Annotated in this window: 24 protein-coding genes; 12 read left to right on the plus strand and 12 right to left on the minus strand. The window is 45.2% G+C overall.

Going from position 1 to position 25,291, the window contains the following annotated elements; genetic code table 11:
- Positions 1-2 precede the first annotated feature (2 nt).
- Positions 3-1,196, minus strand: coding sequence for an IS200/IS605 family element RNA-guided endonuclease TnpB (gene tnpB, locus H6F63_RS15430; protein ID WP_190638475.1), 1,194 nt, complete (start codon positions 1,194-1,196; stop codon positions 3-5).
- A gap of 505 nt (positions 1,197-1,701) precedes the next feature.
- Between tnpB and acpP the strand changes: the two genes are divergently transcribed.
- The 3 genes from acpP to tkt all read left to right on the plus strand — a co-directional run bounded on the left by acpP (position 1,702) and on the right by tkt (position 5,625).
- Positions 1,702-1,953: an acyl carrier protein gene (gene acpP / locus H6F63_RS15435; protein WP_190423992.1), complete on the plus strand. Its 252-nt coding sequence runs from the start codon at positions 1,702-1,704 to the stop codon at positions 1,951-1,953.
- 206 nt (positions 1,954-2,159) lie between these two features.
- Positions 2,160-3,410, plus strand: coding sequence for a beta-ketoacyl-ACP synthase II (fabF, locus tag H6F63_RS15440; protein ID WP_190638476.1), 1,251 nt, complete (start codon positions 2,160-2,162; stop codon positions 3,408-3,410).
- A gap of 202 nt (positions 3,411-3,612) precedes the next feature.
- The gene (tkt, locus tag H6F63_RS15445; RefSeq protein ID WP_190638477.1) at positions 3,613-5,625 is read left to right on the plus strand and encodes a transketolase; all 2,013 of its coding nucleotides are present in this window, start codon (positions 3,613-3,615) and stop codon (positions 5,623-5,625) included.
- Positions 5,626-5,949: 324 nt separating this feature from the next.
- Here tkt and gloA read toward each other — a convergent pair whose 3' ends face one another.
- A complete protein-coding gene (gloA, locus tag H6F63_RS15450) occupies positions 5,950-6,378 on the minus strand; it encodes a lactoylglutathione lyase (RefSeq protein WP_190638478.1) in 429 nt (142 codons plus the stop codon).
- A gap of 329 nt (positions 6,379-6,707) precedes the next feature.
- On the opposite strand from gloA, the gene eno reads away from it, so the two are divergent.
- Positions 6,708-8,000: a phosphopyruvate hydratase gene (gene eno, locus H6F63_RS15455; protein ID WP_190638479.1), complete on the plus strand. Its 1,293-nt coding sequence runs from the start codon at positions 6,708-6,710 to the stop codon at positions 7,998-8,000.
- 90 nt (positions 8,001-8,090) lie between these two features.
- On the opposite strand, the gene argC is transcribed toward eno, so the two are convergent.
- Positions 8,091-9,152, minus strand: a complete 1,062-nt coding sequence (gene argC / locus H6F63_RS15460; protein WP_190638480.1) for an N-acetyl-gamma-glutamyl-phosphate reductase — start codon at positions 9,150-9,152, stop codon at positions 8,091-8,093.
- A gap of 475 nt (positions 9,153-9,627) precedes the next feature.
- Here argC and H6F63_RS15465 point away from each other — a divergent pair, with 475 nt between their 5' ends.
- Positions 9,628-10,494: a site-specific DNA-methyltransferase gene (locus tag H6F63_RS15465; protein WP_190638481.1), complete on the plus strand. Its 867-nt coding sequence runs from the start codon at positions 9,628-9,630 to the stop codon at positions 10,492-10,494.
- Here the strand turns inward: H6F63_RS15465 and H6F63_RS15470 are convergent.
- Both H6F63_RS15470 and H6F63_RS15475 read right to left on the minus strand, forming a co-directional pair.
- On the minus strand, positions 10,474-11,088 hold the full coding sequence (locus H6F63_RS15470) for a ScaI family restriction endonuclease (protein WP_190638482.1): 615 nt from the start codon (positions 11,086-11,088) through the stop codon (positions 10,474-10,476). The two genes, H6F63_RS15465 and H6F63_RS15470, sit on opposite strands and share 21 nt — an antisense overlap.
- The gene (locus tag H6F63_RS15475; RefSeq protein ID WP_347276800.1) at positions 11,085-11,300 is read right to left on the minus strand and encodes a helix-turn-helix transcriptional regulator; all 216 of its coding nucleotides are present in this window, start codon (positions 11,298-11,300) and stop codon (positions 11,085-11,087) included. The genes H6F63_RS15470 and H6F63_RS15475 overlap by 4 nt, the downstream gene beginning before the upstream one ends.
- Before the next feature lie 175 nt (positions 11,301-11,475).
- Between H6F63_RS15475 and ribBA the strand changes: the two genes are divergently transcribed.
- Positions 11,476-13,176: a bifunctional 3,4-dihydroxy-2-butanone-4-phosphate synthase/GTP cyclohydrolase II gene (gene ribBA, locus H6F63_RS15480; protein ID WP_347276801.1), complete on the plus strand. Its 1,701-nt coding sequence runs from the start codon at positions 11,476-11,478 to the stop codon at positions 13,174-13,176.
- 61 nt (positions 13,177-13,237) lie between these two features.
- Positions 13,238-14,224 carry a tetratricopeptide repeat protein gene (locus tag H6F63_RS15485; protein ID WP_190638483.1) on the plus strand — a complete coding sequence of 329 codons (987 nt, stop codon included), beginning with the start codon at positions 13,238-13,240 and terminating at the stop codon, positions 14,222-14,224.
- A gap of 179 nt (positions 14,225-14,403) precedes the next feature.
- Here H6F63_RS15485 and H6F63_RS15490 read toward each other — a convergent pair whose 3' ends face one another.
- The 3 genes from H6F63_RS15490 to H6F63_RS15500 all read right to left on the minus strand — a co-directional run bounded on the left by H6F63_RS15490 (position 14,404) and on the right by H6F63_RS15500 (position 16,378).
- Positions 14,404-15,147: a pyridoxine 5'-phosphate synthase gene (locus H6F63_RS15490; RefSeq protein ID WP_190638484.1), complete on the minus strand. Its 744-nt coding sequence runs from the start codon at positions 15,145-15,147 to the stop codon at positions 14,404-14,406.
- Between the two features lie 6 nt (positions 15,148-15,153).
- Positions 15,154-15,840, minus strand: a complete 687-nt coding sequence (locus tag H6F63_RS15495) for a pyridoxamine 5'-phosphate oxidase family protein (protein WP_190638485.1) — start codon at positions 15,838-15,840, stop codon at positions 15,154-15,156.
- A 64-nt stretch (positions 15,841-15,904) separates the two neighbouring features.
- Positions 15,905-16,378, minus strand: coding sequence for a GNAT family N-acetyltransferase (locus H6F63_RS15500; protein WP_190638486.1), 474 nt, complete (start codon positions 16,376-16,378; stop codon positions 15,905-15,907).
- A gap of 123 nt (positions 16,379-16,501) precedes the next feature.
- Here H6F63_RS15500 and H6F63_RS15505 point away from each other — a divergent pair, with 123 nt between their 5' ends.
- Positions 16,502-17,956: a PLP-dependent aminotransferase family protein gene (locus H6F63_RS15505; protein WP_190638521.1), complete on the plus strand. Its 1,455-nt coding sequence runs from the start codon at positions 16,502-16,504 to the stop codon at positions 17,954-17,956.
- Positions 17,957-17,978: 22 nt separating this feature from the next.
- Here H6F63_RS15505 and H6F63_RS15510 read toward each other — a convergent pair whose 3' ends face one another.
- Positions 17,979-18,704: a Uma2 family endonuclease gene (locus H6F63_RS15510; protein ID WP_190638487.1), complete on the minus strand. Its 726-nt coding sequence runs from the start codon at positions 18,702-18,704 to the stop codon at positions 17,979-17,981.
- A 215-nt stretch (positions 18,705-18,919) separates the two neighbouring features.
- Between H6F63_RS15510 and H6F63_RS15515 the strand changes: the two genes are divergently transcribed.
- Positions 18,920-20,422 (plus strand): NAD(P)/FAD-dependent oxidoreductase, encoded by a 1,503-nt coding sequence (locus H6F63_RS15515; protein WP_190638488.1) that lies wholly within the window; start codon positions 18,920-18,922, stop codon positions 20,420-20,422.
- 42 nt (positions 20,423-20,464) lie between these two features.
- Here H6F63_RS15515 and H6F63_RS15520 read toward each other — a convergent pair whose 3' ends face one another.
- Together H6F63_RS15520 and H6F63_RS15525 are read right to left on the minus strand one after the other, a co-directional pair.
- Complete coding sequence (locus tag H6F63_RS15520; protein ID WP_190638489.1) at positions 20,465-20,812, minus strand: type II toxin-antitoxin system PemK/MazF family toxin; 348 nt, start codon at positions 20,810-20,812, stop codon at positions 20,465-20,467.
- Complete coding sequence (locus tag H6F63_RS15525) at positions 20,799-20,984, minus strand: hypothetical protein (RefSeq protein WP_190444935.1); 186 nt, start codon at positions 20,982-20,984, stop codon at positions 20,799-20,801. The genes H6F63_RS15520 and H6F63_RS15525 overlap by 14 nt, the downstream gene beginning before the upstream one ends.
- A 221-nt stretch (positions 20,985-21,205) precedes the next feature.
- On the opposite strand from H6F63_RS15525, the gene H6F63_RS15530 reads away from it, so the two are divergent.
- The gene (locus H6F63_RS15530; RefSeq protein WP_190638490.1) at positions 21,206-22,033 is read left to right on the plus strand and encodes a hypothetical protein; all 828 of its coding nucleotides are present in this window, start codon (positions 21,206-21,208) and stop codon (positions 22,031-22,033) included.
- 79 nt (positions 22,034-22,112) lie between these two features.
- Here the strand turns inward: H6F63_RS15530 and H6F63_RS15535 are convergent, their stop codons facing one another.
- Positions 22,113-23,690 carry a Na+/H+ antiporter gene (locus H6F63_RS15535; RefSeq protein ID WP_190638491.1) on the minus strand — a complete coding sequence of 526 codons (1,578 nt, stop codon included), beginning with the start codon at positions 23,688-23,690 and terminating at the stop codon, positions 22,113-22,115.
- Between the two features lie 170 nt (positions 23,691-23,860).
- On the opposite strand from H6F63_RS15535, the gene H6F63_RS15540 reads away from it, so the two are divergent.
- A complete protein-coding gene (locus H6F63_RS15540) occupies positions 23,861-24,538 on the plus strand; it encodes a uracil-DNA glycosylase family protein (RefSeq protein WP_190638492.1) in 678 nt (225 codons plus the stop codon).
- A 356-nt stretch (positions 24,539-24,894) separates the two neighbouring features.
- Positions 24,895-25,164: a hypothetical protein gene (locus H6F63_RS15545; RefSeq protein ID WP_190638493.1), complete on the plus strand. Its 270-nt coding sequence runs from the start codon at positions 24,895-24,897 to the stop codon at positions 25,162-25,164.
- Positions 25,165-25,291: the final 127 nt, after the last annotated feature.

Consider the following 25,291-nt stretch of genomic DNA (forward strand, 5'->3'; position numbering starts at 1 on the left):
AATTACTGCGGGGACAAGCCCGCGCAGCTTCCCAAGCCCAAGGAGTAACCCCCTTGGTATCCCTGTCTCTCAACAGGCTCTTTGGGCGTAGATTCCGGCAATTCCTGCCGTATTTGTGGGTCTGAGAATATGAGAATGTTGGTCGCTGCATTGATATCCCGGTCGTGGTGAGTGCCACATTCTGGACAAGCCCATTCTCTGATATCTAGCGTTAGAGTCTGGTGAATATATCCACACTTCGAGCAACGCTTAGAGCTTGGAAAGAATCTATCGAGTTGGCGAATCTCGCATCCGTAGAGTTTTCCTTTGTACTCCAACATCGTTAGAAATTGACCCCAACCTGCATCACTAATAGCTTGAGCCAGCTTGTGGTTTTTAACCATTCCCTTAATATACAAATCTTCCACAGCCACAACTTGGTTATTGCACGTTAACTGTAGAGAGAGTTTGTGTTGCATATCTAAGCGCTGGTTGGCTACTTTTTCATGGGATGCAGCCACAAGTAGCCGTTGTTTATTGCGGTTGTTTGACCCCTTGACTTTACGGGACAAAGAACGCTGCAACCGCTTCAGGCGCTTTAATGAACGTTTGTAGAATCTAGGATTTGGATATTTCTCACCCTCACTGGTAATCAAAAACTCCTTTAGCCCTAAGTCAGCGCCAATCTTCCCACCATTGAGTGGAGCTTCCCTATGGTCATATTCAACCAAAATAGAGGCGTAATACTTACCCCCTGGAGTTTTGCTGATAGTGACGCTACTTGGCGTTCCTTCCATTTCCCGATGTTGCACCATTTTAATCGGCTGCATCTTGGGAAGTTTTAGCATCCCATCAGGGGTAATACTCCAATGCTGTGGAATACGGAATGATTGGCGGTTGCGCTTTTTCTTGAATACTGGAAAGCTTCCTAGCTTCTTAAAAAAGCGTACAAAGGCTGACTCCAAATCTTTGAGTGACTGCTGTAGAGATTGACTATTAACGTCTGTAAGCCACGAAAACTGCTCGTCTTTCTTTAAAAGAGTTAGTAGCTTGGCTGTGTCGGTGTACTTAAGGTGTTTCTTAGATTCAGCATAAGCATCAATGATTAACCGCAAAAAATAGTTATACACAAAACGACTGCATCCAAAACACCTGGAGAGATATTGCTCTTGCTCAGGGGTGGGATACAGCCTCCATTTGTAACCTTTGTTTGCCATCAATCACTGCTTTTATCTATTTGTTTTATTTTAGATAAGCGCCGGAAGTTGGTCAATACAACCAGGTTAATTTGGCAATCTCCGTATCTCCGATTGCCCTGCCTTTGATCTGCGTACCCTCGTGGTCGCGGATCAAAGGCGGAGCCGATAAAAATAAAAATTTTTCCCGATCTTCCCCACTGGGGAGGGAGTGAGCAGGCTGGGGGTTAAGTCTTGTATTTGAGTCCACAGACAACCGTTGTAGATTTCAGGATTGTTATTAGTATTATTTAAATTTTATTCTCAGGCCATTGAGCTGAAAAGCTTTGTGGGCGGAGTTTTCAGGTTGTTATGGTAACTCAATATCCCTGTTTCCCAGTGTGATGATCCCCGACTCTGACTAAGTGCCACTTAGATAAGCGACTATCTATCGCTTTTGTTGTCCCTCTTTCAGATAAGATGAAAAAATGCTTAAAAACCGTATCACCCTATATAGCAAGTTCTGGAGACTGGGTAGAGGATTAATATGAGCCAAGAGGAAATTTTTGCAAGAGTCAAGAAGATTGTGGCGGAACAACTAGAGGTTGAACCCGATCAAGTAGTGCCGCAAGCGAACTTTGCTAACGATCTGGGAGCGGATTCCCTGGATACGGTTGAACTCGTCATGGCCCTAGAAGAAGAGTTTGATATCGAAATTCCAGACGAAGCAGCTGAACAGATTGCCACTGTTCAAGCCGTTGTGGACTACATCAACAACAAAGTCACGGCTTCGGCATAAATTCTAGTGTGCTGAGTGCTGTAGGGGCGGGTAAGACGAAAATTTCTTCTAACATTGGATTAACACAATGTGTACGCACTCGCCCCGACGCGAGGGCGATAGTTGAAAATAGTAAGTGATACTGAAGTTCTCAGTATTCTTAGCTCAGTCAGTTCTGTATAGTGTTTCCGCGTTCTGGGTGTAAAAACCCTTTTAGTATTGGCATCATGACAAATTTTGAATGCAAGCGGGTTGTTGTAACAGGTCTCGGCGCGATTACACCGATTGGCAACAATTTGGCTGATTATTGGGCAGGGTTGTTGAGCGGTCGCAATGGAATAGCCCCAATAACCTTGTTCGATCCATCCAAGCACGATTGCCGCTTTGCTGGGGAGGTAAAAGGATTCGACCCCCACGAGTACCTGGATCGTAAGGAAGCTAAGCGGATGGATCGATTTGCCCAGTTTGCGGTTAGTGCCAGCAAACAAGCGATCGCAGACGCTAAATTTGTCATCAACGATCTGAATGCAGAACAAGTGGGCATCATCATTGGTACGGGCATTGGCGGTATCAAGGTACTCGAAGACCAGCAAGAAGTCTACCTGAATCGCGGCCCGGATCGGTGTAGTGCGTTTATGATTCCCATGATGATCGCCAACATGGCAGCTGGGTTAACAGCAATTCACACGGGTGCTAAAGGGCCAAACAATTGCACGGTGACAGCTTGTGCCGCAGGTTCTAATGCGGTAGGAGATGCTTTTCGCTTGATTCAGCGAGGATATGCTCAGGCGATGATCTGCGGTGGGACAGAAGCGGCGGTAACGCCTTTGTCGTTTGCTGGATTTTGTGCGTTGCGGGCGCTTTCAACGCGCAATGATGACCCGCAAAAAGCTTCTCGTCCGTTTGATCGCGATCGCGATGGTTTTGTCATGGGCGAAGGCTCTGGCATTCTCATTCTAGAAGAATTGGAACACGCCCTCAGTCGAGGAGCCAGAATTTATGCCGAAGTTGTCGGTTACGGCATGACTTGCGATGCCTATCACATGACAGCACCAGTTCCCGGCGGCGAAGGTGCCTTCAGAGCTATGCAAATGGCTTTAAAGGATGCCTCCTTAACTCCCGATCTGGTAAGCTACATCAACGCCCACGGCACCAGTACCCAGGCGAATGATGTCACAGAAACAGCCGCGATTAAAAAAGCTTTGGGCGAAAGTGCTTACAAAGTAGCAATTAGTTCTACCAAGTCCATGACTGGTCATCTTTTAGGCGGAAGCGGTGGTATTGAAGCAGTCGCTACGGTGATGGCAATTGCCAACGACCAAATTCCACCCACAATCAACTTGGAAAATCCCGATGAGGGGTGCGATCTGGATTATGTCCCCCACACAAGTCGCTCTTCAAAAGTAGACGTAGCACTTTCAAATTCTTTCGGATTTGGCGGTCACAACGTAACCTTAGCATTTAAAAAGTACGTCTAGAGGCGATAAAAATATAAATAGGTCAGGTAAAGACTCAAACGTTTTGGTCTTTATCTTTCATAATTTCGTCTTTTCCACAGCTTGCCCATAAGTCCTGCTAATGGGATGATAATCGGGTAATGGGTGCTTAGGGCGATCCCAGAGCATTCAATTTCCAGCTCATCCAAAAAGCGTGCTAACCCGTCGTTAAGTAGAATAAATCATGGTTGTTGCAACCCAATCACTCGAAGAGCTTTGTATTAATTCCATCCGCTTTCTGGCGATTGATGCCGTAGAGAAGGCAAAATCAGGCCATCCAGGGCTACCAATGGGCGCTGCGCCGATGGCATTTGTGCTTTGGGATCGCTTTATGCGGTGTAACCCGAAAAACCCCAAGTGGTTTAACCGCGATCGCTTTGTCCTCTCCGCTGGACACGGCTCAATGTTACAGTATGCTCTGCTGTATCTAGCTGGCTACGACAGCGTGACGCTGGAAGACATCAAGGAGTTCCGTCAGTGGGAATCAAGAACCCCAGGACACCCGGAAAACTTCATGACATCTGGAGTGGAAGTCACGACGGGGCCATTGGGACAAGGTATTTCTAACGCTGTAGGTTTAGCGATCGCTGAAGCTCACCTAGCAGCTAAGTTTAACAAGCCTGATAGCACCATAGTAGACCACTATACCTATGTAATTTTAGGTGATGGTTGCAACATGGAAGGTGTTTCCGGCGAAGCTTGTTCCTTGGCGGGACACTTAGGTTTGGGTAAACTCATTGCCCTGTACGACGACAACCACATTTCCATCGATGGCTCCACTGACCTAGCTTTCACCGAAGATGTCGGTAAGCGCTTTGAAGCTTACGGTTGGCATGTTCTGACTGTAGAGGACGGCAATACCGACCTAGAGGCAATTCACAAAGCAATTGAAGCAGCAAAAGCTGTCACCGATAAGCCCTCAATGATCAAAGTCCGCACCACCATTGGTTACGGCTCCCCCAATAAAGCCAATACCGCAGGTGTCCACGGTTCCGCATTGGGTGGCTCAGAAGTAACTGCAACCCGTGAAAAACTCGGTTGGGAATACGAGCCTTTTCAGGTTCCAGAAGATGCCCTTAACCATTGGCGCAAAGCCGTTGAACGCGGTGCTAAGTACGAGGAAGAGTGGAATAAGAACTTCGCCGATTACAAAGCCAAGTATGGTGCCGAAGCAGCCCAACTAGAACAAATGCTCAGCGGTAAACTGGCAGAAGGTTGGGAGAAAGTACTACCTACCTACACCCCAGAAGATAAGGCAGATTCCACCCGCAATCAGTCTGGTAAGTGCCTCAACGCCTTGGCTGATGTTGTCCCTGGATTAATTGGCGGTTCTGCTGACTTAGCTCACTCCTGCATGACCTTGCTCAAGTCTTCCGGCGACTTCCAGCCCGGTCATTACGAAAATCGCAACATCCGCTTTGGTGTCCGCGAACACGGCATGGGAGCCATTTGTAACGGCATTGCGCTACATGGTTCCGGATTAATCCCTTACGGTGCCACCTTCTTAGTTTTTGCTGACTATATGCGGGCGGCGATTCGTATTTCAGCATTGTCCCACGCAGGTGCTATCTGGGTGATGACCCACGACTCCATCCAACTAGGTGAAGATGGCCCCACCCACCAACCAGTTGAAACCATCGCATCTCTGCGGGCAATTCCCCAGCTAACAGTAATTCGTCCTGCTGATGGTAACGAAACCTCTGGTTCTTATAAGGTAGCGATTGAAGCTGCTAACCAAAATCGCCCGACGTTGCTGGCGCTGTCTCGTCTAGCACAGCCCAACTTGCCTGGCACTTCTATTGAAGGCGTGGCTAAGGGTGCTTACACCCTCTCTGACAGCGATGGTACTCCTGACATCATCCTGATGGGTACAGGTAGCGAACTTCAACTCTGCGCTGGTGCAGCCGACAAGCTGCGCGGTGAAGGCAAGAAAGTCCGCGTCGTCTCCATACCTAGCTGGGAACTGTTCGACGCGCAGGATGCGGCTTACCGCGAGTCTGTGTTACCTAAAGGTGTCACTAAGCGCTTAGCTGTGGAAGCAGCTTCTAGCTTCGGTTGGTGCCGTTACATTGGCAGTGAAGGCGCGATGATCAGCGTTGACCGTTTTGGCGTTTCCGCCCCCGGCCCGGTGGCTCTAGAGAAGTTCGGCTTCACTGTTGACAACGTAGTTGCCAAGGCTAAAGAATTGCTCGGTTAATAACAACTCAATAATCTCTTGAGGGGTGGGCATTTTGACCGCCCCTTTTTTATTGGCAAAAATACAGATATCCTTCGCCAACAAGCTGCCGGGGTGACAACCTCGCCAGTATTGAGGTTTTTGTTTACAACTTGTTCTTTTTATGACAACTTGTACTCCTAATGTCTCAGTATAATTGCTGTCTAGTTCAGCGTGGCTAATTTTTAGAAAAGATGAACATCACTAACAAAAGAAGTATTGAGTAGGACGCAAAAAAAGCCCGGATGGTGAGCGGGCTTTGTCTGTATAGCCCCACCTTATAAGGGTGCGAGCGACATCGCAAACCTAGCGACTTGCTGCTTCAGCCGCTTCCTGCTTTTGGGCACCCTGAGTCCCCAGTTGAATCAACTCCACCTTGTATCCATTCGGGTCTTCTACAAAGGCTATCACCGTCGAACCATGCTTCATGGGCCCAGGTTCCCGCGAGACTTTGCCGCCACGCGCCTTTATTTCATTACAAGTGGCGTAAATATCATCAACACCAATAGCAATGTGACCGTAGGCATTTCCCAAATCGTACTGTTCTTTGCCCCAGTTGTAGGTTAGTTCTAACACCGTGTGGTCAGACTCATCCCCATAACCCACAAAAGCCAGGGTAAATTCCCCGCCAGGATAATCTTTTTGGCGCAGTAACTTCATGCCCAGCAGTTCGCAGTAAAATTTCAAAGACTCTTCTAAGTTGCCGACTCGCAGCATGGTGTGTAGCATTCGCATCGTTTTAATCCCAAATTCCTTCTTAATATGACGCTTGAGTGTCCGTTCAGGACGTATTCTAACAATCGGGCTACAAAACCTGATCCAGTTCAGTGAGACTACTAGATGTCAACAAATTTGTAACGTAAATCCCCCCAACCCCCGAATTTATCGGGCTTTGAGGGTACCCCGATAAATTCGGGGGCTTTGAAAATACCTCCCTTAAAGAAGGGGACTAGGGGGAGCAAATGTGTGACACCGAAATATCTGAACTGTATTTGGCTAAAAGCCGATTGAAGGCCTGCATAAATGTGAGCCACTTGCAATCTTGCTATTAAGGGTGAAACAAAATGATGAACACGCCAGATACAGCCATTGACGCTATTGTGGCTCGTGAAATTCTCGACTCTCGCGGTCGTCCGACAGTGGAAGCAGAAGTCTATCTGATCAACGGTGCGGTGGGGCTGGCTCAGGTTCCCAGTGGAGCATCTACAGGGACTTTTGAGGCACACGAACTGCGGGATGAGGATAAAAGCCGCTACGGTGGGAAAGGTGTCCTCACGGCGGTGAAGAATGTTGAGGAGAAAATCGCGCCTGAATTAATGGAGTTGGACGCGCTGGATCAGGTGTTGATTGATACCACGATGATTCAAATCGATGGCTCGGAAAATAAATCGAACCTGGGCGCAAATGCTATTCTTGCCGTCTCGCTGGCAAATGCTAAAGCTGCTGCTGCGACTCTAGAATTGCCTCTTTATCGCTATTTGGGGGGGCCGTTATCGAATGTGTTGCCAGTACCGTTGATGAATGTGATTAACGGTGGCGCTCACGCTGATAATAATGTCGATTTCCAAGAATTCATGATTGTGCCTATTGGGGCAACTTCTTTCCGAGAAGCACTGCGTTGGGGTGCTGAAGTGTTTGCGGCTTTAGCTAAGGTGTTGAAAGATAAGAATTTGCTGACGGGCGTAGGGGATGAAGGCGGTTTTGCGCCAAATTTGGAGTCGAATCAAGCGGCTTTAGAATTGTTGGTGGCGGCGATAGAGAAGGCTGGTTATAAACCAGGAGAACAAGTTGCTTTGGCTCTGGATGTTGCCGCTAGCGAGTTCTACAAAGATGGTCAGTATGTTTACGATGGAGCGTCCCATTCGCCTGCTGATTTTATTGAGTATATGGCGAAGTTAGCCGGGCAATATCCGATTATTTCCATTGAGGATGGTTTGCACGAGGAAGACTGGGAAAGTTGGAAACTTTTGACAGAGAAAGTGGGCGCATCTGTGCAACTTGTTGGTGACGATTTATTTGTTACCAACCCGATTCGATTACAAAAAGGAATTGAACAGGCAGCTGCTAATTCAATCCTGATTAAACTTAATCAAATTGGTTCTCTAACGGAAACTTTGGCAACTATTGACCTAGCTACTCGCAATGGTTTCCGGTCGATTATCAGCCATCGTTCCGGCGAAACTGAAGATACGACAATTGCCGATTTAGCGGTAGCAACTCGCGCAGGTCAAATCAAAACTGGTTCTCTGTGCCGCAGCGAACGGGTAGCGAAGTATAACCGCTTGCTGCGAATTGAAGATGAATTAGGCGATCGCGCAACTTATGCCGCTACTGTAGGTATGGGGCCAACAATTTAGCCATCCACGCAGTTTTCGGTACGGGAGGCCCAGCCTCCCACCCCCTCGTTCCCAGGCTGGGCCTGGGAACGAGAATATGAGGTGTCTTATTCATGGGTAAAAGCCCATAGTTGGCAACCCAAGTGTTTCTTCCCAACCCATCATTAGGTTGAGACACTGGAGGGCTTGACCTGCTTGGCCTTTGATTAAGTTGTCAATTGCTGACATCACTATTACGCGGTCGGTGCGGGGATCAACTTCGATGCCGATGTAGCACAAGTTGGTGCCGCAAGCCCACTTTGTTTGTGGGTAAGTACCGCCTGGTAACATTTTGACGAATGGAGATGAGCGGTAGAAGGCTTTGTAAATGGTCAGTAAATCTTCTCGCACCAGTCCGGGATCGCGCAGGGTGGCGTAGACGGTGGCTAAAATTCCGCGCACCATCGGGATCAGGTGCGGGGTAAATTGTACTCTGACTTCGTGTCCCGCCAAATCGCTACAAACTTGCTCAATTTCTGGGGTATGGCGGTGCCTTCCGCCGACTCCGTAAGGGCCAAGCGAGTTGTCAGCCTCAGCTAGTAACAGATTAGTTTTTGCTTGCCGTCCGCCGCCAGATGTGCCGGATTTGGCATCGATAATGGCGGTTTCTGACAAGATTAATCCTTGCTTTAAGAGTGGTGAGAGTGCCAGGAGACTCGCTGTGGGGTAGCAACCAGCACAACCTATTAGCGAGGCTTCAGCAATGCGATCGCGATATAGTTCCGGTAAGCCATAAGCTGCTGTGGCAGCAATTTCTCGATCTGCGCGATCGCCACCATACCAGGATTGGTATGTTTCCAAGTCAAAAAATCGGTAGTCAGCCGATAAATCCAGCACTTTGCACCCCTTCGCCACTAATGCTGGTGCCATCTGATAGGCAAGACCATTCGGCAAAGAGAGAAAAACGACTTTACAGCGACTGGCAATGGTGTCTAAATCCAGCGGTTCTATGTTTAAGTCAACGCAATGGCCTAGATGCGGGTAGAGGTCGGAAAATGGCTTTCCGGCACTACTCTCGCCACCTAAGTAAACCAGTTCGACTCGCGGATGCTCCTTCAAGAGTCTGACCAGTTGCACACCACCATAGCCCGACGCGCCAACAATTCCAACTGGAACACGTCCTAATTCACCCATGATGCTCTTGTTTCCTAAAAATCTTTAATTTTAAGCGGTCAGTAATCAGCCAAAGTCAAAGCGATCGCACAAAGCTACTTTTGCTGCATTGTAGTATCAAAACTAAGATTTGGTGGTAGAAATTTTAACATAATCGTCCAGCGCGACAATGTTAGTTGCCGGGATTCAAGGCTAACTATAGCAATTCTCATGCTGGTGAGGTACAAAAAATTTTTTTCTCTTCTCTTGCATCAAATAGATGGTGTGAGGTTGTGTACCTCACGAGTCCGAGAACCGCTATATAGCAACTCCTAACGTATTAAGTTAATAACTTGGGAATTTTACCGTGTTAAAAATCTACATTTTTGGTTGATAGTTTTGGCGATGTTGCACGCTCTAATTAGCCTTATTCATCACCATGCTGATATAGTTGACAATTTTCTAGTTGTTGAATACTATAAGTAGCATATAATATTCATCCTAGTGGGGATATCTTATGTTTCTGAATCAGCTAACTAAACTTTTGGGCAACCCGTATTTTCAGGCTCCAAACTGCCTAATTTACAACATTGATTGTTTAGACACCCTGAAAAAGTTGCCCGACGAGTGCATTGCTTTAACAGTCACAAGTCCGCCGTATAATATTGGTAAAGAATATGAAAAGCCGCTGCCACTAGATGAATATTTAACCTGGTGTGAGAAATGGATAGCAGAAATTTACAGGATTACATTGTCAACTGGTGCTTTCTGGCTAAACTTGGGTTATTTATCTATACCTGAGCGTGCCAAAGCGATTCCTATCCCCTACCTTCTTTGGGAGAGAATATCTTTTTATTTAATCCAAGAAGTTGTTTGGAACTATGGCGCTGGAGTAGCTGGCTCTAGATTCTTTTCTCCAAGAAACGAAAAGTTTCTTTGGTATGTTAAGAATCCGGATAAATATACTTTTAATCTAGATGCTGTTCGAGATCCAAATGTAAAATATCCAAATCAAAAAAAGAACGGTAAGATTAAAGTAAATGCGCTAGGAAAAAATCCTACTGATGTATGGCAATTTCCTAAAGTTACCTCTGGTAAAAATAGATCTTCAAAAGAACGCACTCCCCATCCATCGCAATTTCCAAGTGCTGTAATTGAAAGAATAATCAAGTCTTCATCAAATTTGAACGAGATTGTTTTAGATCCATTTATGGGTTCAGGTACTACAGCTATTACTGCTTTAAGTTTACAGCGTCCTGTTATTGGATTTGAAATTAAAAAAGAATACTGTGAAGTTGCTGCCAATAGAATTGATAATTTTCTTAGCCAAAAGCAAGCAAAGGAAGCGCAATTATCTTTGTTTTTAGAAGAATTGTGTTTGTAGCGGTAATCTTAGGAGTTTATAGCGCTCTACTTCAGGTCTTAGTCTTGCTTGCTGACCAGTTTGTGACTTTTGGCCTATCCAGTCATCACGATCCAGCCACCCAAATCGTATTAAGTTGATCTGTGGGTTGGGAAGACTGACAATTAATTTTTGGAAATTAATTACTAGGTAGTAACCGGACTTGGTTTTTGTTCCTGGTTTTCCAGTAGAGCTTTTTTGGGCGTAGCTACGATTACCATAAGTGTTGCGAGTGCTAGATGAAGTTTTAATTTCAATTGAGAAGGAATCATCAGGTACATAAACTAAATCTTTTTCGTCTTTAGTCGCCTGTCTACGCCAAATACCAGGATATCTATATGCAAACTCTAATGGTATGAGATCGTGTAGTAAGGAGCCGATAACTTGTGGGCTTGGGAAGAAATCGACTCCAATCTTGTATCCCCTACTCGTTATACTTGATAGAAATATCTCACTCCATACCTGAGTTATAAGTTGATAAATTTCATTAGGACTAAGTGGGTGTTCGTCTATCAATTCTAGAGTCTTGGCTTGCCAGTCTTGAACCGAAAGCCCTTCGTAGGGGGATTTATTCATTCAATTCCTTTTAATAGTTCACTTGGTGACACATTTAAGGCTTTGGCTAAGCGGACAATATTGATTAAGGCAACGTTTCTTTCACCGCGCTCAATTCCGCCAATGTAGGTACGGTGTAAATCTGTCAGTTCTGCCAAATCTTCCTGAGAAAGCCCTAGTGCTTTTCTCAGTTGTCGGACTTGTGCGCCAAATTTTTCAAGCTCAGGTGCCACTATTAGGAGAAAGGATGATACTTCAACTACCGATTGTGCCACAGACTATAAGTATCAAGGTGAGCGATCGCGCGTTAGCGCATCCCTTCTATAATCTAAGTGACTGCCCCTCTTAGTGGTGGCAACAGGCTACTATCAAGAGAGATAGTTTTTTACGGTTTATTGCTGTTAATCTGTGGAATTGCCTCAAAGCCAAGATGCGAAGCATCGCGCTGCTTCAAACCAAACGTTTAAATTTGACTCGATTGATGCTGCCTTAGCAGACCTCAAGGCTGGGCGGATGGTCGTGGTAGTGGATGATGAGAGTCGGGAAAACGAAGGTGATTTGATTTGTGCGGCGCAGTTTGCCACGCCGGACACGATCAATTTCATGGCGGTGTATGCGCGGGGTCTGATTTGTCTAGCGCTGACAGGCGATCGCTTGGATGAACTCGATCTGCCCTTGATGGTTAGCAACAACACCGACAGCAACCAAACCGCCTTCACCATCAGCATCGATGCCTCCCCTACTATGGGTGTACGCACAGGAATTTCTGCTGAAGATAGGGCGCTGACGATCCAGGTAGCTATCAATCCCGCAACATCCCCACAAGACTTGCGCCGTCCGGGTCACATATTCCCTCTACGGGCGCGGGAAGGTGGCGTTTTGAAACGGGCGGGTCATACAGAAGCCGGGGTTGACTTGCCAAAATTGGCAGGATTATATCCAGCTGGGGTGATCTGCGAAATTCAAAATCCCGATGGTTCGATGGCGCGGTTGCCGGAGTTAGTAGAATACTCCAAGATGCACAATCTGAAAATTATCAGTATTGCTGACTTAATTAGTTACCGCCTCAATCACGAAAGATTCGTTTGTCGAGAAACAATTGCCGAATTGCCTACTCAGTTTGGCAATTTCCAAATTTACGCTTACCGTAACACCTTAGATCAATCAGAAACAGTTGCTATTGTTAAGGGCAACCCAGCTGATTTTAATGACAAAAAGGTGATGGTGCGGATGCACTCGGAATGTCTGACTGGTGATGCTTTGGGTTCTCTGCGTTGCGACTGTCGAATGCAGCTGCAAGCGGCGCTGAAAATGATTGAAAATGCCGGAGCAGGCGTTGTGGTTTACCTGCGGCAAGAAGGGCGGGGAATTGGTCTAATTAATAAGTTGAAAGCCTATTCTTTGCAAGATATGGGGCTGGATACTGTAGAAGCAAATGAGCGATTGGGATTTCCGGCCGATTTGCGGAATTATGGGGTAGGGGCGCAAATTCTCAATGATTTAGGTATAACCAAAATTTGCTTGATTACTAATAATCCCCGCAAAATTGCTGGGTTGAAAGGGTACGGTTTGGAGGTGGTAGATCGGGTGCCGTTGTTGATTGAGGCAAATGATTATAATTCGATTTATCTAGCGACAAAAGCCCAAAAGTTGGGTCATATGCTGTTGCAGACGTATTTAGTTACAGTAGCGCTGCACTGGCAAGATGAACCCCAGGTAACGGAACGCTACGAAAGATTGGATAAACTGCGGCATTTGGCAAGAAGTCACGATTTGTTGTTGCAGGAAGAAACGCGACCTGTAGCGATCGCGCTTTTCGGGAAACCATCGCTAACTGTTCACTTGGGTTTTGACCAACCGCATCTGGCAGCATCCGATTGGTATCAAGACAATGGTCATCCTTATGTGAAAGCGATCGCGCAAATTCTTGACGCTTTATCGCAATGGCAACATTTGGAAGGCCTGGAATTTATGATTTCAACTGGTTTAGACCCGCTGACAGGGTTACAAATACACCTAGATCGGCAAACCTTCCCTATAGGTACTCTACCTTCCTCTGTTTGTGACAACTTAGAAACTCAAAAAATCTACAGTTTTCAGGGATTTTAGATTTTAGATTTTGGATTTTTGTCTTCAATCCAAAATCTAAAATCCAAAATTGGATAAAGCCATGCAATATCAATACACCATAAAAATTTTGGGGCTGGCGATTCTACTGAGTGGATTATCCCTCAACCCCCATTCCCTAATCCCCAGCCCCCAGTCCCCAGTATTGGCTCAATTAAGTGCTGAGGAATTGTTTAATCGGGGCGAACGAAAGTATAACAAAGGTGAATACAGCGATGCTGTCACAGATTTCAATGAAGCACTGCGCCTTGATTCCACCTTGGAAAAAGCGTATTATCGCCGGGGTTTAGCAAAGCGTCAGCTAGGAGATAATTCAGGTGCGATCGCAGACTATACCTCTGTGTTGGGGTTGAATCCTAAAAATACTGATGCTTACTTAAGTCGGGGTGCTGTGTATGCTGAAGAAAAAAATTATCGAGAAGCAATTGAAGATTACACCGCAGCGCTGAAGCTTAATTCAAAGAGTGCGATCGCTTACTATAATCGGGGAAATGCGCTGAGTGGGTTAGGCGATTCTAAAGCGGCTTTTGAGGATTTAAGCAAAGCAATTCGGATACAACCTAACTATGCTAACGCCTACGTAAACCGGGGAAATGTTCGCGTTAAATTAGGTGAAACAAAGGAAGCAATTGCCGATTTTACTAAAGCGGCGAGTCTCAATCCGAATTTAGCAGAAGCTTATTACAACCGAGGGATTCTTCGGCGGCGAATGGGAGATATAGAAGAAGCGATCGCAGATTACGACAAAGCAATCCAACTCGATGCAAACAATGCTGCTGCTTACTACAATCGGGCAATTGCACGTCATTTAATTGGTAATCCTCAAGCAGCAATTGATGACTATAGTGAGGCAATATCTATTTCTCCTAAATTTGCCAAAGCTTTTGGAAATCGGGGGTTAATTCGCTACGAAACAGGCGATGCAAGAGGGGCAATTCAGGATTTACAAGCAGCAGCAGAACTTTTTAGCGATCAAGGTATGACTGCTGATTATCAAAAAGCATTGCAATTGCTGCGACAATTACAATAGACCTGTATTGAAAGTGCTGAGGACGAATGGCACTTAACTTTTGCCCCTGCGCTAAGCCCTGAACTAAAGTTTGAGGCTCAAAGCTTAAGTCCGTTGAAACGGACTAAAATGCTTTGTGTATATGAATTTCAAATCTTAAGTCAGTGCCATTCGTGCTAAGGACTAATAACTTCAACCATTTACGCCCCCTGATTTGAAATTTCTACCTGGGATAAGACTTGTAAGTAGGCTTTGACAGCGCCAGATAAGCCGATTTCCAACGCATCAGCAATCAGAGCATGACCAATAGAGACTTCTAGAATACCGGGAATAGAGCAGAATTTTCCCAGATTTTGGTGATTGAGATCGTGTCCAGCATTAACCCCTAGACCGAGGGATTGAGCCGTTTGAGCAGCGATCGCGTATTCCTGAAAAACAGACTCTACATCGCCATGCCCAAATGCAGCCGCATAGGGTTCAGTGTACAGCTCAATCCGTTGGGTGCCGATGTCTTTAGCGTGTTGAATCTGCACCAAATCTGGATTCAAAAATAAACTGACTCGAATCCCCAGATTTTTTAACTCATCAATAATCGGGATGAGCCGCTGTCCATCTTCCGCCAGATCCCAACCGTGATCTGAAGTGAAAGTATCGGCAGCATCAGGCACCAATGTACACTGCGTTGGTTTGACTTGGCGAACCATCTCCATAAACTGCGGTTGGAATGGATTGCCTTCAATATTAAACTCAACCGCGATCGTTTCCGCTAGAGCATACACATCCTCTGGTCGAATGTGACGTTTATCTGGGCGGGGGTGAACTGTAATGCCATTGGCACCAGCTTCGATACAGATTTTCGCAGCTTTGGTGACGCTTGGGAGTTCCAAAGAACGGGAATTTCTGAGCAGAGCAACCTTGTTGAGGTTAACGCTGAGATTGGTCATTGCTTGTTACCTTTTGCAAACACGGATGTAATTTTTTACATAAACTGGCAGACTGATTCCCGGCTGTAAACGAGCATCCGCAATTGGCGCAGCAGCAGTTAATTGCAGGGGCACAACACCCGCCCACACGGGTAAGCTGTAGTCTGCTTCGTCATCGTTAGGATCGCCAGTCCGCACCTTAGCTGATGCCTCATTTAGGGGTAGGGAGAGTACCAAGGTTCCCTGAAGTTCCTGACGATTTGGCGATCGCACCTCTGCCCATCGCCCCGGTATTACGTGTTCGGTAAAGGCGAGGAGTGCTTCCAGTTTTTCTTCAGGGTTTTCCGCAATCATCGCTGTGCCAAAAATTACAACTGAGCGATAATTCATCGAGTGGTGGAAGGCAGACCTCGCCAGTACCAGCCCATCAAGCAGGGTGACTGTAACGCAGACCTCAATACCGTTAGAGAGCGATCGCAACATCCGGCTAGCAGGCGATCCATGAATATACAGCTTGTCTCCTACCCTTCCATAAGCAGTAGGAATGACAAAAGGCTGACCGTCTACGACAAATCCAACATGGCACACCAACCCTTCATCCAAAATCTGATAGATAACCTGACGTTCATACTCTGCGCGTTGAGGAAGACGCTTGACCGTGCTGCGTTGCGTATGAGTAAGTTCCTCATTTATTTCATGTTCTAAAGAACTCATGATTTCCTCCTAGTAGTATTTAATACCTTTGACGGCTTGCAGACGCTTGGTAAGGTATGTTTAATCACATCAAATCTAGCCGCATCCCGTTAGTTTCACTGAAGCCAAGACTAGAGTAAACTGGCTTACCTGATGGAGAGGCGTGTAGGATAACCCTTGTGCAGTTAAGCGATTTCAGATGGTCGATTGCACAAAGCGTGAGTTTCTTGGCAAGTCCCTGTCTGCGGCGAGGCGGTTCAACGTAAACTCCCCAGATGTATCCATAGTTGCGATATTCCGGTTTGAGGATATGCGGGTAAAGACCAGCAAACAGCTGACAACTGGCTGAAGCGATCGCTCTACCATCAACCTCCGCGACAAAAGCTTTGTAGCATCGCTCTTTTCGAGCGCCTTCTATAAACTGGAGCGTAATGTCCAGCCAGTCTGACTCTATTGAGTCAGAAGGAACATGATTATCCAGCCACATTTGATAAAAATGTTCAGCAATTAGGGAATCTTCCTCTGGAAAAGCCTCTCTGATATGGATTTCTCGTTCCATCACCACGATACGGGTTCACGCTTGTTTCACTGTTAGAGTAATCTTGAAAGTGGTCTTCTACAAGAGCCACTTTTGCGATCTAATATCAGTCCACTTCGGTCTGATTATCTCAAGCGGGTAACTATGGATTTAGCGATCACCCTCCACAGCAATGCACTACCCTTACATCGACAGCTATACGAAGAACTGCGTCAAGCTATTTTGAGCGGACGTTTAGCGCCTAAAGAGCGCATTCCTTCAACGCGATCGCTCGCCAAATCTTTAGGGATTTCTCGTACTACCGTTACCCAAAGTTATGAGCAACTCCTCAGCGAAGGCTATATCCAGACCATCGTAGGTTCTGGGACGTTTGTCTGCGATCAACTCCCCGACCTGATGCTGCGAAGTACGCCCGTTGAGTCTCAAGAGAAGATTGCTCGTCCACTTTGCAAGCTGTCCAAGTATGGGATAAACCTATCCCAGACGGATGTCTCTTTGAGGAGTGTACCCGACACCGCGATTAGCTTTCGCTACGGACGACCTGCTTTTGATAAATTTCCAATGCAACTGTGGCGCAAGCTGCTGTTGAGCCACTGTCGCAAAGGCTCCTCTTGGCTGGACTATACAACCGATCCCCAAGGACACAGACCTTTGCGAGAAGCGATCGCCCGTTACCTGTCTCGTTCTCGTGCGGTGCAGTGCGACCCCGACTCTGTAATCATGACCAATGGCACCCAGCAAGCGCTGTATATGGTGATGCGCTTGTTGATCGATCCTGGGGATGCGATCGCGATCGAAGACCCAGGCTACCTCAGCGCACGGCGAATCTTTCTCTCGCAGGGCGCTAAACTCTTGCCTATCGGTTTAGATGAGTCAGGCTTATTAGTCAAGGATTTAGCCAATACAACTGAACCGATTAAACTTGTCTACGTAACACCCTCTCACCAGTTTCCTACTGGGGCGATACTATCGCTTCCTCGGCGATTAGAGTTACTGTCTTGGGCGCACTCTACGGGGACGATGATTATTGAAGATGATTATGACAGCGAATATCGCTATGGCGATCGCCCGATTCCCGCCTTGCAAGGGTTAGATAAAAGTGACTCGGTGCTTTACATCGGGACTTTCTCGAAGGTGCTGTTTCCCTCGCTGCGGATTGGCTATTTAGTGTTACCCCAGAATTTAGTATCAATCTTTACCCGCGCTAAGTGGTTGAGCGATCGCCAGTTACCGTTGTTAGAGCAGTATATCCTGACGGATGTTATTGAAGAAGGGCATTTAGAACGTCATCTCAGAAGAATGCGATCGCACTATGACCAATGTCGAAGCGTGTTAGTGCAGGCTTTAAACGCTCACTTTGGGGAACAAGCGACTATTTTAGGCGAAAAGGCTGGAATTCATTTGATGGTGCGACTGCACACCAGCTTTAGCGATGAGGAGATTATTCATCGTGCGGCGAAAGTGGGTGTGGGGATGATGTCCGCCCAACCTCATTATCTCAAAGCGCATCGCCCAGGCGAGTTTATCTTTGGTTACTCTGAACTCACTTTGCCACAAATTGAGGAGGGTATTAGCAGGTTGGCGGAAGTTTTGAAATAGAGTTAAAGCTGGAAGGAAAGTCTTAGTCTTGGGTTAAGTCACCAAAGCGATCGCGATATCTCGCCAGTAACTCAGCCATTTCAGATGCTTGCTGTTGTGCTAACTCCCGCTGATTTCGCTCAATTTCAGTTAATTCCTCAGCAGTCTGATACCTCGCACCTTGGGCATCGTACCAGTACAATACCTCGCGCTGTATGCCTCCGACTTGAGCCACAAATCGCCCAATCCCTAAACCAATTTCTGGCATCCAGAATGGTTCTCCGATTTGTAACTGATATTGTCCATTTACTAAACGGTAAACTTCAAAAGGTTGTTCCTGGTCGCGCCGCCAGAAATTCGGATTATAAATTACATAATACAACACGCCTAAATTGGTATAAATTGCCATTTTTGTATCGTATTCTCCCCCATAGGTGTGAGAGATAATTTCTAAGACAAAAACAGGCGCAATATTATTTTCTTCCCAAAGAACATAACTAGAGCGAGAACCATTGTTTTTTCTCCGTTCAACTCCCAAACTTAGAAACCCATCTGGCACCATGGGTACTCTCGGATTCACGCCTGTCGTGTGGTAGATGCCCATATCAACACCAAAATACCAGTCAAGACGATTACCCCAAATGAACTCTAGCAAGAATAATAGAAAATTTGGGATAAAATTCTGGTCTTCGTTATCCACTGGTGTATCATCCGAACAAGGAAGTTCAGCGCTTGTTGGTAATCTGGTTTCCGGGTTGTGCTGTACCATAAAGATTAGCTCCACAAGCTATTAAGATAATTATCCAATAAATACTCCTAATTTAATAAAATCCATTTAAGTAATAATCTCTCTTCTCTTCCTCTGCGTTCTCAGCGTCTAAAGCGCTAACGCGCATGGCTAAGCGCATCCGCGCCGCTTCGCGAACGCTAAGGCGGTTCGTTTAAAAAAGATAGTGTTCATAAATAAAATGAGATTGCCATAATATGAGTTTAGATGTAATTGTTATCGGTAGCGGAATTGGCGGTTTAACCGCAGGGGCGTTACTTGCCCGTTACGGAAAAGGAGTGCTAGTGTGCGAAAGTCACGCGATCGCTGGTGGTGCTGCACACAGTTTCTCGCGGCAGGGATTTCATTTTGACTCTGGCCCCTCATTTTATTGCGGACTCACCCCTAGAAGCGGTCTAAATCCATTACAGCAAGTGTTAGAAGTTCTGGGAGAGTCGTTGCAAGCTGTTCCCTACGATCCTATGGGTCACTATCACTTTCCTGAAGGCACTTTTGCCGTTTACAGCAATGCAGAACGCTATCGGCAAACTGTTGCTGAAATTACGCCTCAGGGTGCAAGAGAATTAGAACAATTTGAAAAACGTTTACTACCTCTTTACGAATCGCTGCGGGGGATTCCTACTATTGCTTTGAGAGCAGATTGGCAGATGATACCAGTAATTTTGAAGCAATATTTACCATCTGTATTGAAACTGCTACCACATCTGAGAATCGTCCAAGGTTCTGTTGGCGATGTGATGGATCGAGAGGTGCGAGATCCTTGGGTACGGCGCTTAATTGACTTGGAGTGTTTTTTACTTTCTGGACTTAAGGCGCACGGTACAATTGCCTCAGAAGTGGCATTTATGTTGGGGGAACGTTCTCGCGCTGGTGTCGAGTATCCTATTGGGGGAAGTGGCGCAATTGTGGATGCTTTGGTGCGCGGTTTAAAGCGTTGGGGCGGCGAATTAAAATTGAACGCTCATGTTGAGCAAATACTAATTCAATCAGGCAAAGTAACAGGCGTTAAGTTGAAAAATGGTGAAGTTATTAATGCGCCTGTAGTAATTTCTAATGCTACCCTTTGGGATACTTATACTAAGTTATTGCACCCCAAAGATTTGCCGCCATCTTATCGTCAGCAGTCTCTAGAAACCCCGGTGGTTGATAGCTTTATGCACTTACATTTAGGCATCCGTGCTGAGGGTTTGGAAAATCTGACCGGACATCATGTGGTAGTTCACGATGCGAATAAAGATATTACCGAACCGGGGAATACTTGCATGATTTCTATCCCTTCAGTGTGGGACGCTAATCTTGCACCAGTGGGAAATCATGTGGTTCACGCCTACACGTTGGAACCTTATGAGGGATGGCGACGGGATGAGAGGTATGAGGAGAGGAAAAAAGAGCGATCGCAATCTCTATTCCGTGCGTTAGAGAGAGTGATTCCGAATATACGCGATCACATTGTATTAGAACTTATCGGCACACCCTTAACTCACGCTTACTACTTACGCCGCTATCAGGGAACATATGGCCCGGCAATTGTAGCTGGTAAAGGGATATTTCCAGGCACACAAACGCCGATTTCTGGATTGTATCGCGTGGGGGATAGTACGATGCCAGGAATTGGCGTTCCCGCTGTTGCTGCTTCGGGAATTTTGTGTGCGAATAGTTTAGTAACTCCGCAAGAAACAGCAAATTTATTAAAGTTATGAAATACACAAACATATTTTTTTCATGTTTAATTCAACGAGCCTTTAAGAAATACAAAGAGCCTTTTTCAGCGCTTCGTGTACTAACATCAATAAGTCTGATGGTAAAATTCCCAATTTCCTCTGAAACACTGATTCATGGACAGTTGCAATCTTATCAGCCCTAATCAAAGATGTTTTTTTCAGACCTACTTGTAAAAACTCCGGATGGTCTTCTTCAATCACAACCCAAGTTTCACGCAAAGCATCGACAGGCATTTTTGAGAAAATACCCAAAATAATCAACTCTTCTCTATGAACTGCTAAAACAAGAGCTGGTCTAACTTTTGTGGCAGTTAGATCGCTAAATGGGAAGCGCACCAACCACACTTGTGCTGGCTTAGGCTTCGTCATTATAGATATCTTCTTCTGGGTCGTTCCACTCCTGAAAACCTGTCTCTGCCAGCTGCATCATCGTAACGGTTTCCACTCTTTTTTCAATATCTGCCATTAGTGCTACAAGTTCCTCCACTGGTAGCTGGAAGATCATGGCTTTAATTTCTTCAACATTTTGATTTGATGTCATAACGCTCCTTCTTTGAAAACGGACTTTGTTTTTGTAGAGGCGATCGCACCTTTCCCCAAAATGCGATCGTGTTTTAAGAAATGAACCACTCTAAGCGATCCAGAAATTTGCACAATCACCCGTATAACTGCAACTTTAGTCCTAGTTAGTGCGTCTTTGCCATAGGGAGATACACCTACAATATCTTACCTGAAAGGAAAATATATTTTTCAGGAAAAGCTATGGAACAACTCTCAAAGCGGCAAAAAGAGGCTTTAACTATGGCGTTGTTGATGAAGACAACTGCTAACAGAGATCCGCGTTTTGAGCGTCGCCTGAAGCAAATATTGTTACGCGGTTATGTTATTTATAAAAGACGCGATCGCTTAGAAGCAAACATTTTTTATCAATATCAATGTAACTTAAAGCGCCGATTAAAAGAGTGCCTGGAATTTCAGACCGATAATACCGAAGTCCCTTATTATTCGTTCCTGTTATTAAAGGAGCAGTTTCTAGCCCCTAGTGATATAGACTACCAGTTAACCGTAGGCGCGAGTCAAGTTAATCAAAAATATTTTTCTCTTGATAATCAACACAAAATTTCTTTATTTCGATATCATATTGCGTGGGTAAGGTTGTGTTTAGCAGTATGCACAACAAATCCTCTAGTTGTTAGATTAAAGAAAAAACTTGGCTGTATTAGCTTAATTCCGATTAAAGTAAGGAAAGAGCCTGTGAAAGTCCGAAATATTCGGATTCATTATCACGATTTATACCATCTTGAGGTTGCTCAACTAGAAAGAATCCAGATGGGAAGATACATGGTAAGCGGCATTCACGGAATAAAAGCGCCAGTATTTCATGATGCTCCGATTTTACAAGAGTATGACGGATTTCTAGATGAAGCTAGAATTGCGATTCACGAGTGGTTAACTCGACCTACAGCTTTTAGTAAAATTAAGGCAATTTGCTGGATGACTTTGCTAATATTACACGGCATCAATCCTTTTGCAGTTGTCATGCGTCATCTTAAGAGTATGAAAAAAAAGCAGCAAGAATTATGGTGCTGATTCGATTTTAGAAACAAACCACAAAGGGGAAGGGAGAAGAGAAAAAATGGTTTTGTTTGGGGTGCGATCGCACCCCACGTTATTTTCTTTCATCGTCTGTTGATTCAGCTAGAATTTCCTGCAATACGGGTGAGAGTCGATTATTCAAACGTCCTGCACGGATAAGTTCGGCGTAGGTGTCGGCTTCAATATCTAAGAGTTTTTCTCGCAGTTGTTGCATATTAAGCGATCGCAACTGAGGATATTGATTTTGCAGCTTCTCAATTTCCTCCTCAATGCTTTTGAGTTGTCCTTGCACCAGATTTAACTCGTAACGATAAAACTCCTGATCGATTTCTGATTCTTTGCCAGCTTCCAATAAATAATTCAACACTCGATTTAAGGCGATGCGACGGGCAATTGCCTCTGAATATTGCTGGCGTATCGGCTGATCTCCAACTAACCCTAATCTTTCCAAAAACCACTGAGTTGTCAAACCTTGAACTAACAAAGTAAACAACACAACGCCAAACACCATATCAATAATTTCGTCTCTTCCGGGCAAGATAATGGGTACGCTTATCGCCAAGGCAATTGAAACTGAACCTCTTAAGCCACCCCACCAAAGTATTGTTTGATCTCGCCAACCTATTTGAGATTTAACTAACCAATTGCTCAAGGCACTGAGTCCATAAATAGCAATTGCTCGTGTTACTAATACCGCCCCAATTGTCACCGCAATTAGACCAAAATTTTCAACTAGACGCGAGTAGCGGATTTGATCACCAATCAAAAGAAAAACGATAGAATTTACAAAAAATGCTAGAAATTCCCAAAATTCAGATACCAGTAACCGGGTGCGCGGGTTCATGCCAATGCGAGAGCCAAAGTTACCCAAAATCACGCCAACTGTGACAACCCCAATTACACCAGAACCACCCAACTCTTCTGTTATCAAATAAGTGCCGTAAGCGGAAACAAGTGTTAGTGATTGTTCCACTAATGGCAAGTCAAAACGTTGCGTAAGGTAGGAAATTCCAAAACCAACTAAGCTGCCAATTCCAATCCCAACACCAACAAATATCAAAAACCGAGCAATGGTAGTATCTAGTGCAAATTCACTGGTTCCTAGCGGGATTCCTACTAGCAGCATAAACGCCACCACCGCCACGCCATCATTAAATAAACTCTCTCCCTCCATCAACATTGTTAAGCGTTTCCCAGCACCCAGTTCGCGAAACAAAGCTACTACGGAAACGGGATCGGTAGCAGATAAACAAGCACCGACAAGTAGGGCAGTTGTAAGAGGAACTCCAGTCAGCCAAGTGAGGGGAAATGCAATACCAACAACGGAGATGATGACACCGACAATGGCAAACAAAGTGACGGGAAATAAATCATCTTTCAAGTCTCGCCAACGGATATTCCAGGCAGCTTCAAATAGTAGGGGAGGCAAAAAAATCTCTAGAATTAATTCTGGCGAGAGATTCACCAACCGCACATCTACAAATGCTAAAAATAACCCGACAATTACCAGCAGCAATGTGTAGGGGATTTGGCGTAACCAACTGAAAATTCGCGAGAGTGTCGCCACACTCAAGGAAATAGACAACACTATCAGAAATTGCTCCAGACTTTGCTTAATGGAAGCTTCGTCTAGGGTGGTTTCTATCGCCATAGGAAACTCCAAATCGTAATTAGTAGCTAAAACACTGTAGCTTTTAATTTACCCTTCAATCTAGAGGTTGTATAGGATACTCTGTTGAATTGCCAACATCGTATCATTAAAGATATGTGCTTGTTCGTAGACACAATTTACTGCATCTATCTTAAGGAAGAAAAGACGTTATGTCAGACATTAAACAGTTAATTGCAGATATCCAGCAGGAAGCGCAACGGGAAACATTTCCCGTCGATGAACCAGTTTATCAGGCAGCGAGTATGGAGCCTACGCAGCCAATTCTCTATGCAGGCAATCTGGAGAGCAAGCTGTGCTTTTTTGCCCGCGATTTGGGCAAAGATGAAGTGCGGGCAGGTCAACCGCTTTATGGTGCTGCTGGTGGCTTTGTGCGTCGGGGTCTATACCGTGCGATCGCAGCCACCGAACCCAATAAGGATACCGATTTACAAGTTGTCCTCGATCGGGTTTTGCTTACGAATACGGTGCCTTACAAACCACCGGGTAATAAAGCATACACTGAGGCTGTGAAAAAACGATTTCGCCCGTTTTTAGAGCAATTATTGGTGTTGCATTGGCAAGGAGATAAAATTATTACCTTAGGGAATGAAGCGTTTAATTGGTTTACCCCTTATGGTGCTAAAGGTGAGTTGAAGCAGTTTTTTACAAGAAGCGATCGCTACTCTACTAGCATTCAAGTTACGCTTCAAGCGAAGGACGCAGAAAGCAACCTACATCAACGTCCCGTGACGCTACTGCCACTTCCTCATCCTTCCCCACTCAATCAAAAATACTACGCCCAATTTCCCCAATTACTTCAAGCAAGGCTTGCTGAAATCTTCCCGTAAGTGATCCCCTTCAGGAACTTGTGTGATTTCTGTCAATTCTTGATTAGGTTTCTTTGGATATCATACTTATTGTACTAACACAAGTTACTTTTGGTTGATTTTATGCTTATTTTGTAGCTTTATTACCGGAAATTTGTCAGGCAAACAGCCACTGATATTATCTAAAACCCCATTATTTGCCTGAATTTATGGTTGTAAATCAGCAACTTAATCAACCTATAAAATTGGCAATGTTAACTCAATTATGGCAATGTCATAATGTGAAATCGCGCTGATATTGTAACTTTAGGGTAAGCCTGATTATTGACAGCATAACTTTAGCAGTCAGCCTATTTGCTTATTACAGCTATGAAGTTGTGCGTAACTTGACTCTGGATAATTTAAAGCAAAATGATCTTCTGAAAGTACAGCAAGAGGTTGATGAAATCGACGGATGGTTAGCAACTCGGCTGGCTGAAATAGAAACAATTGCTAACACTCCAATAATGCGGACTATGGTTTTATCTATGACAGGTTCTTACTTAAAATCAGAATTTAAGCGGCTGAAGGAATACACGCATATATCGCTGGTTAGCCCTGAACCTTGTCCAGCAGAGCCGCTTGAGATAACTGCTAGAAGAAGCTAAAGAATAAAGCAATTAGACGTAAAATATGATCTATTTATCCAGACAATTGTGCCTTTATCTAAGAGTTCTCAAGCAGAAAGAAATAGAATATTTAATCAATATATACATTAACAGGAGTGCAATAATC

Source organism: Trichocoleus sp. FACHB-40 (assembly GCF_014695915.1).
Taxonomy (GTDB): Bacteria; Cyanobacteriota; Cyanobacteriia; order Cyanobacteriales; family FACHB-T130; genus Funiculus; species Funiculus sociatus.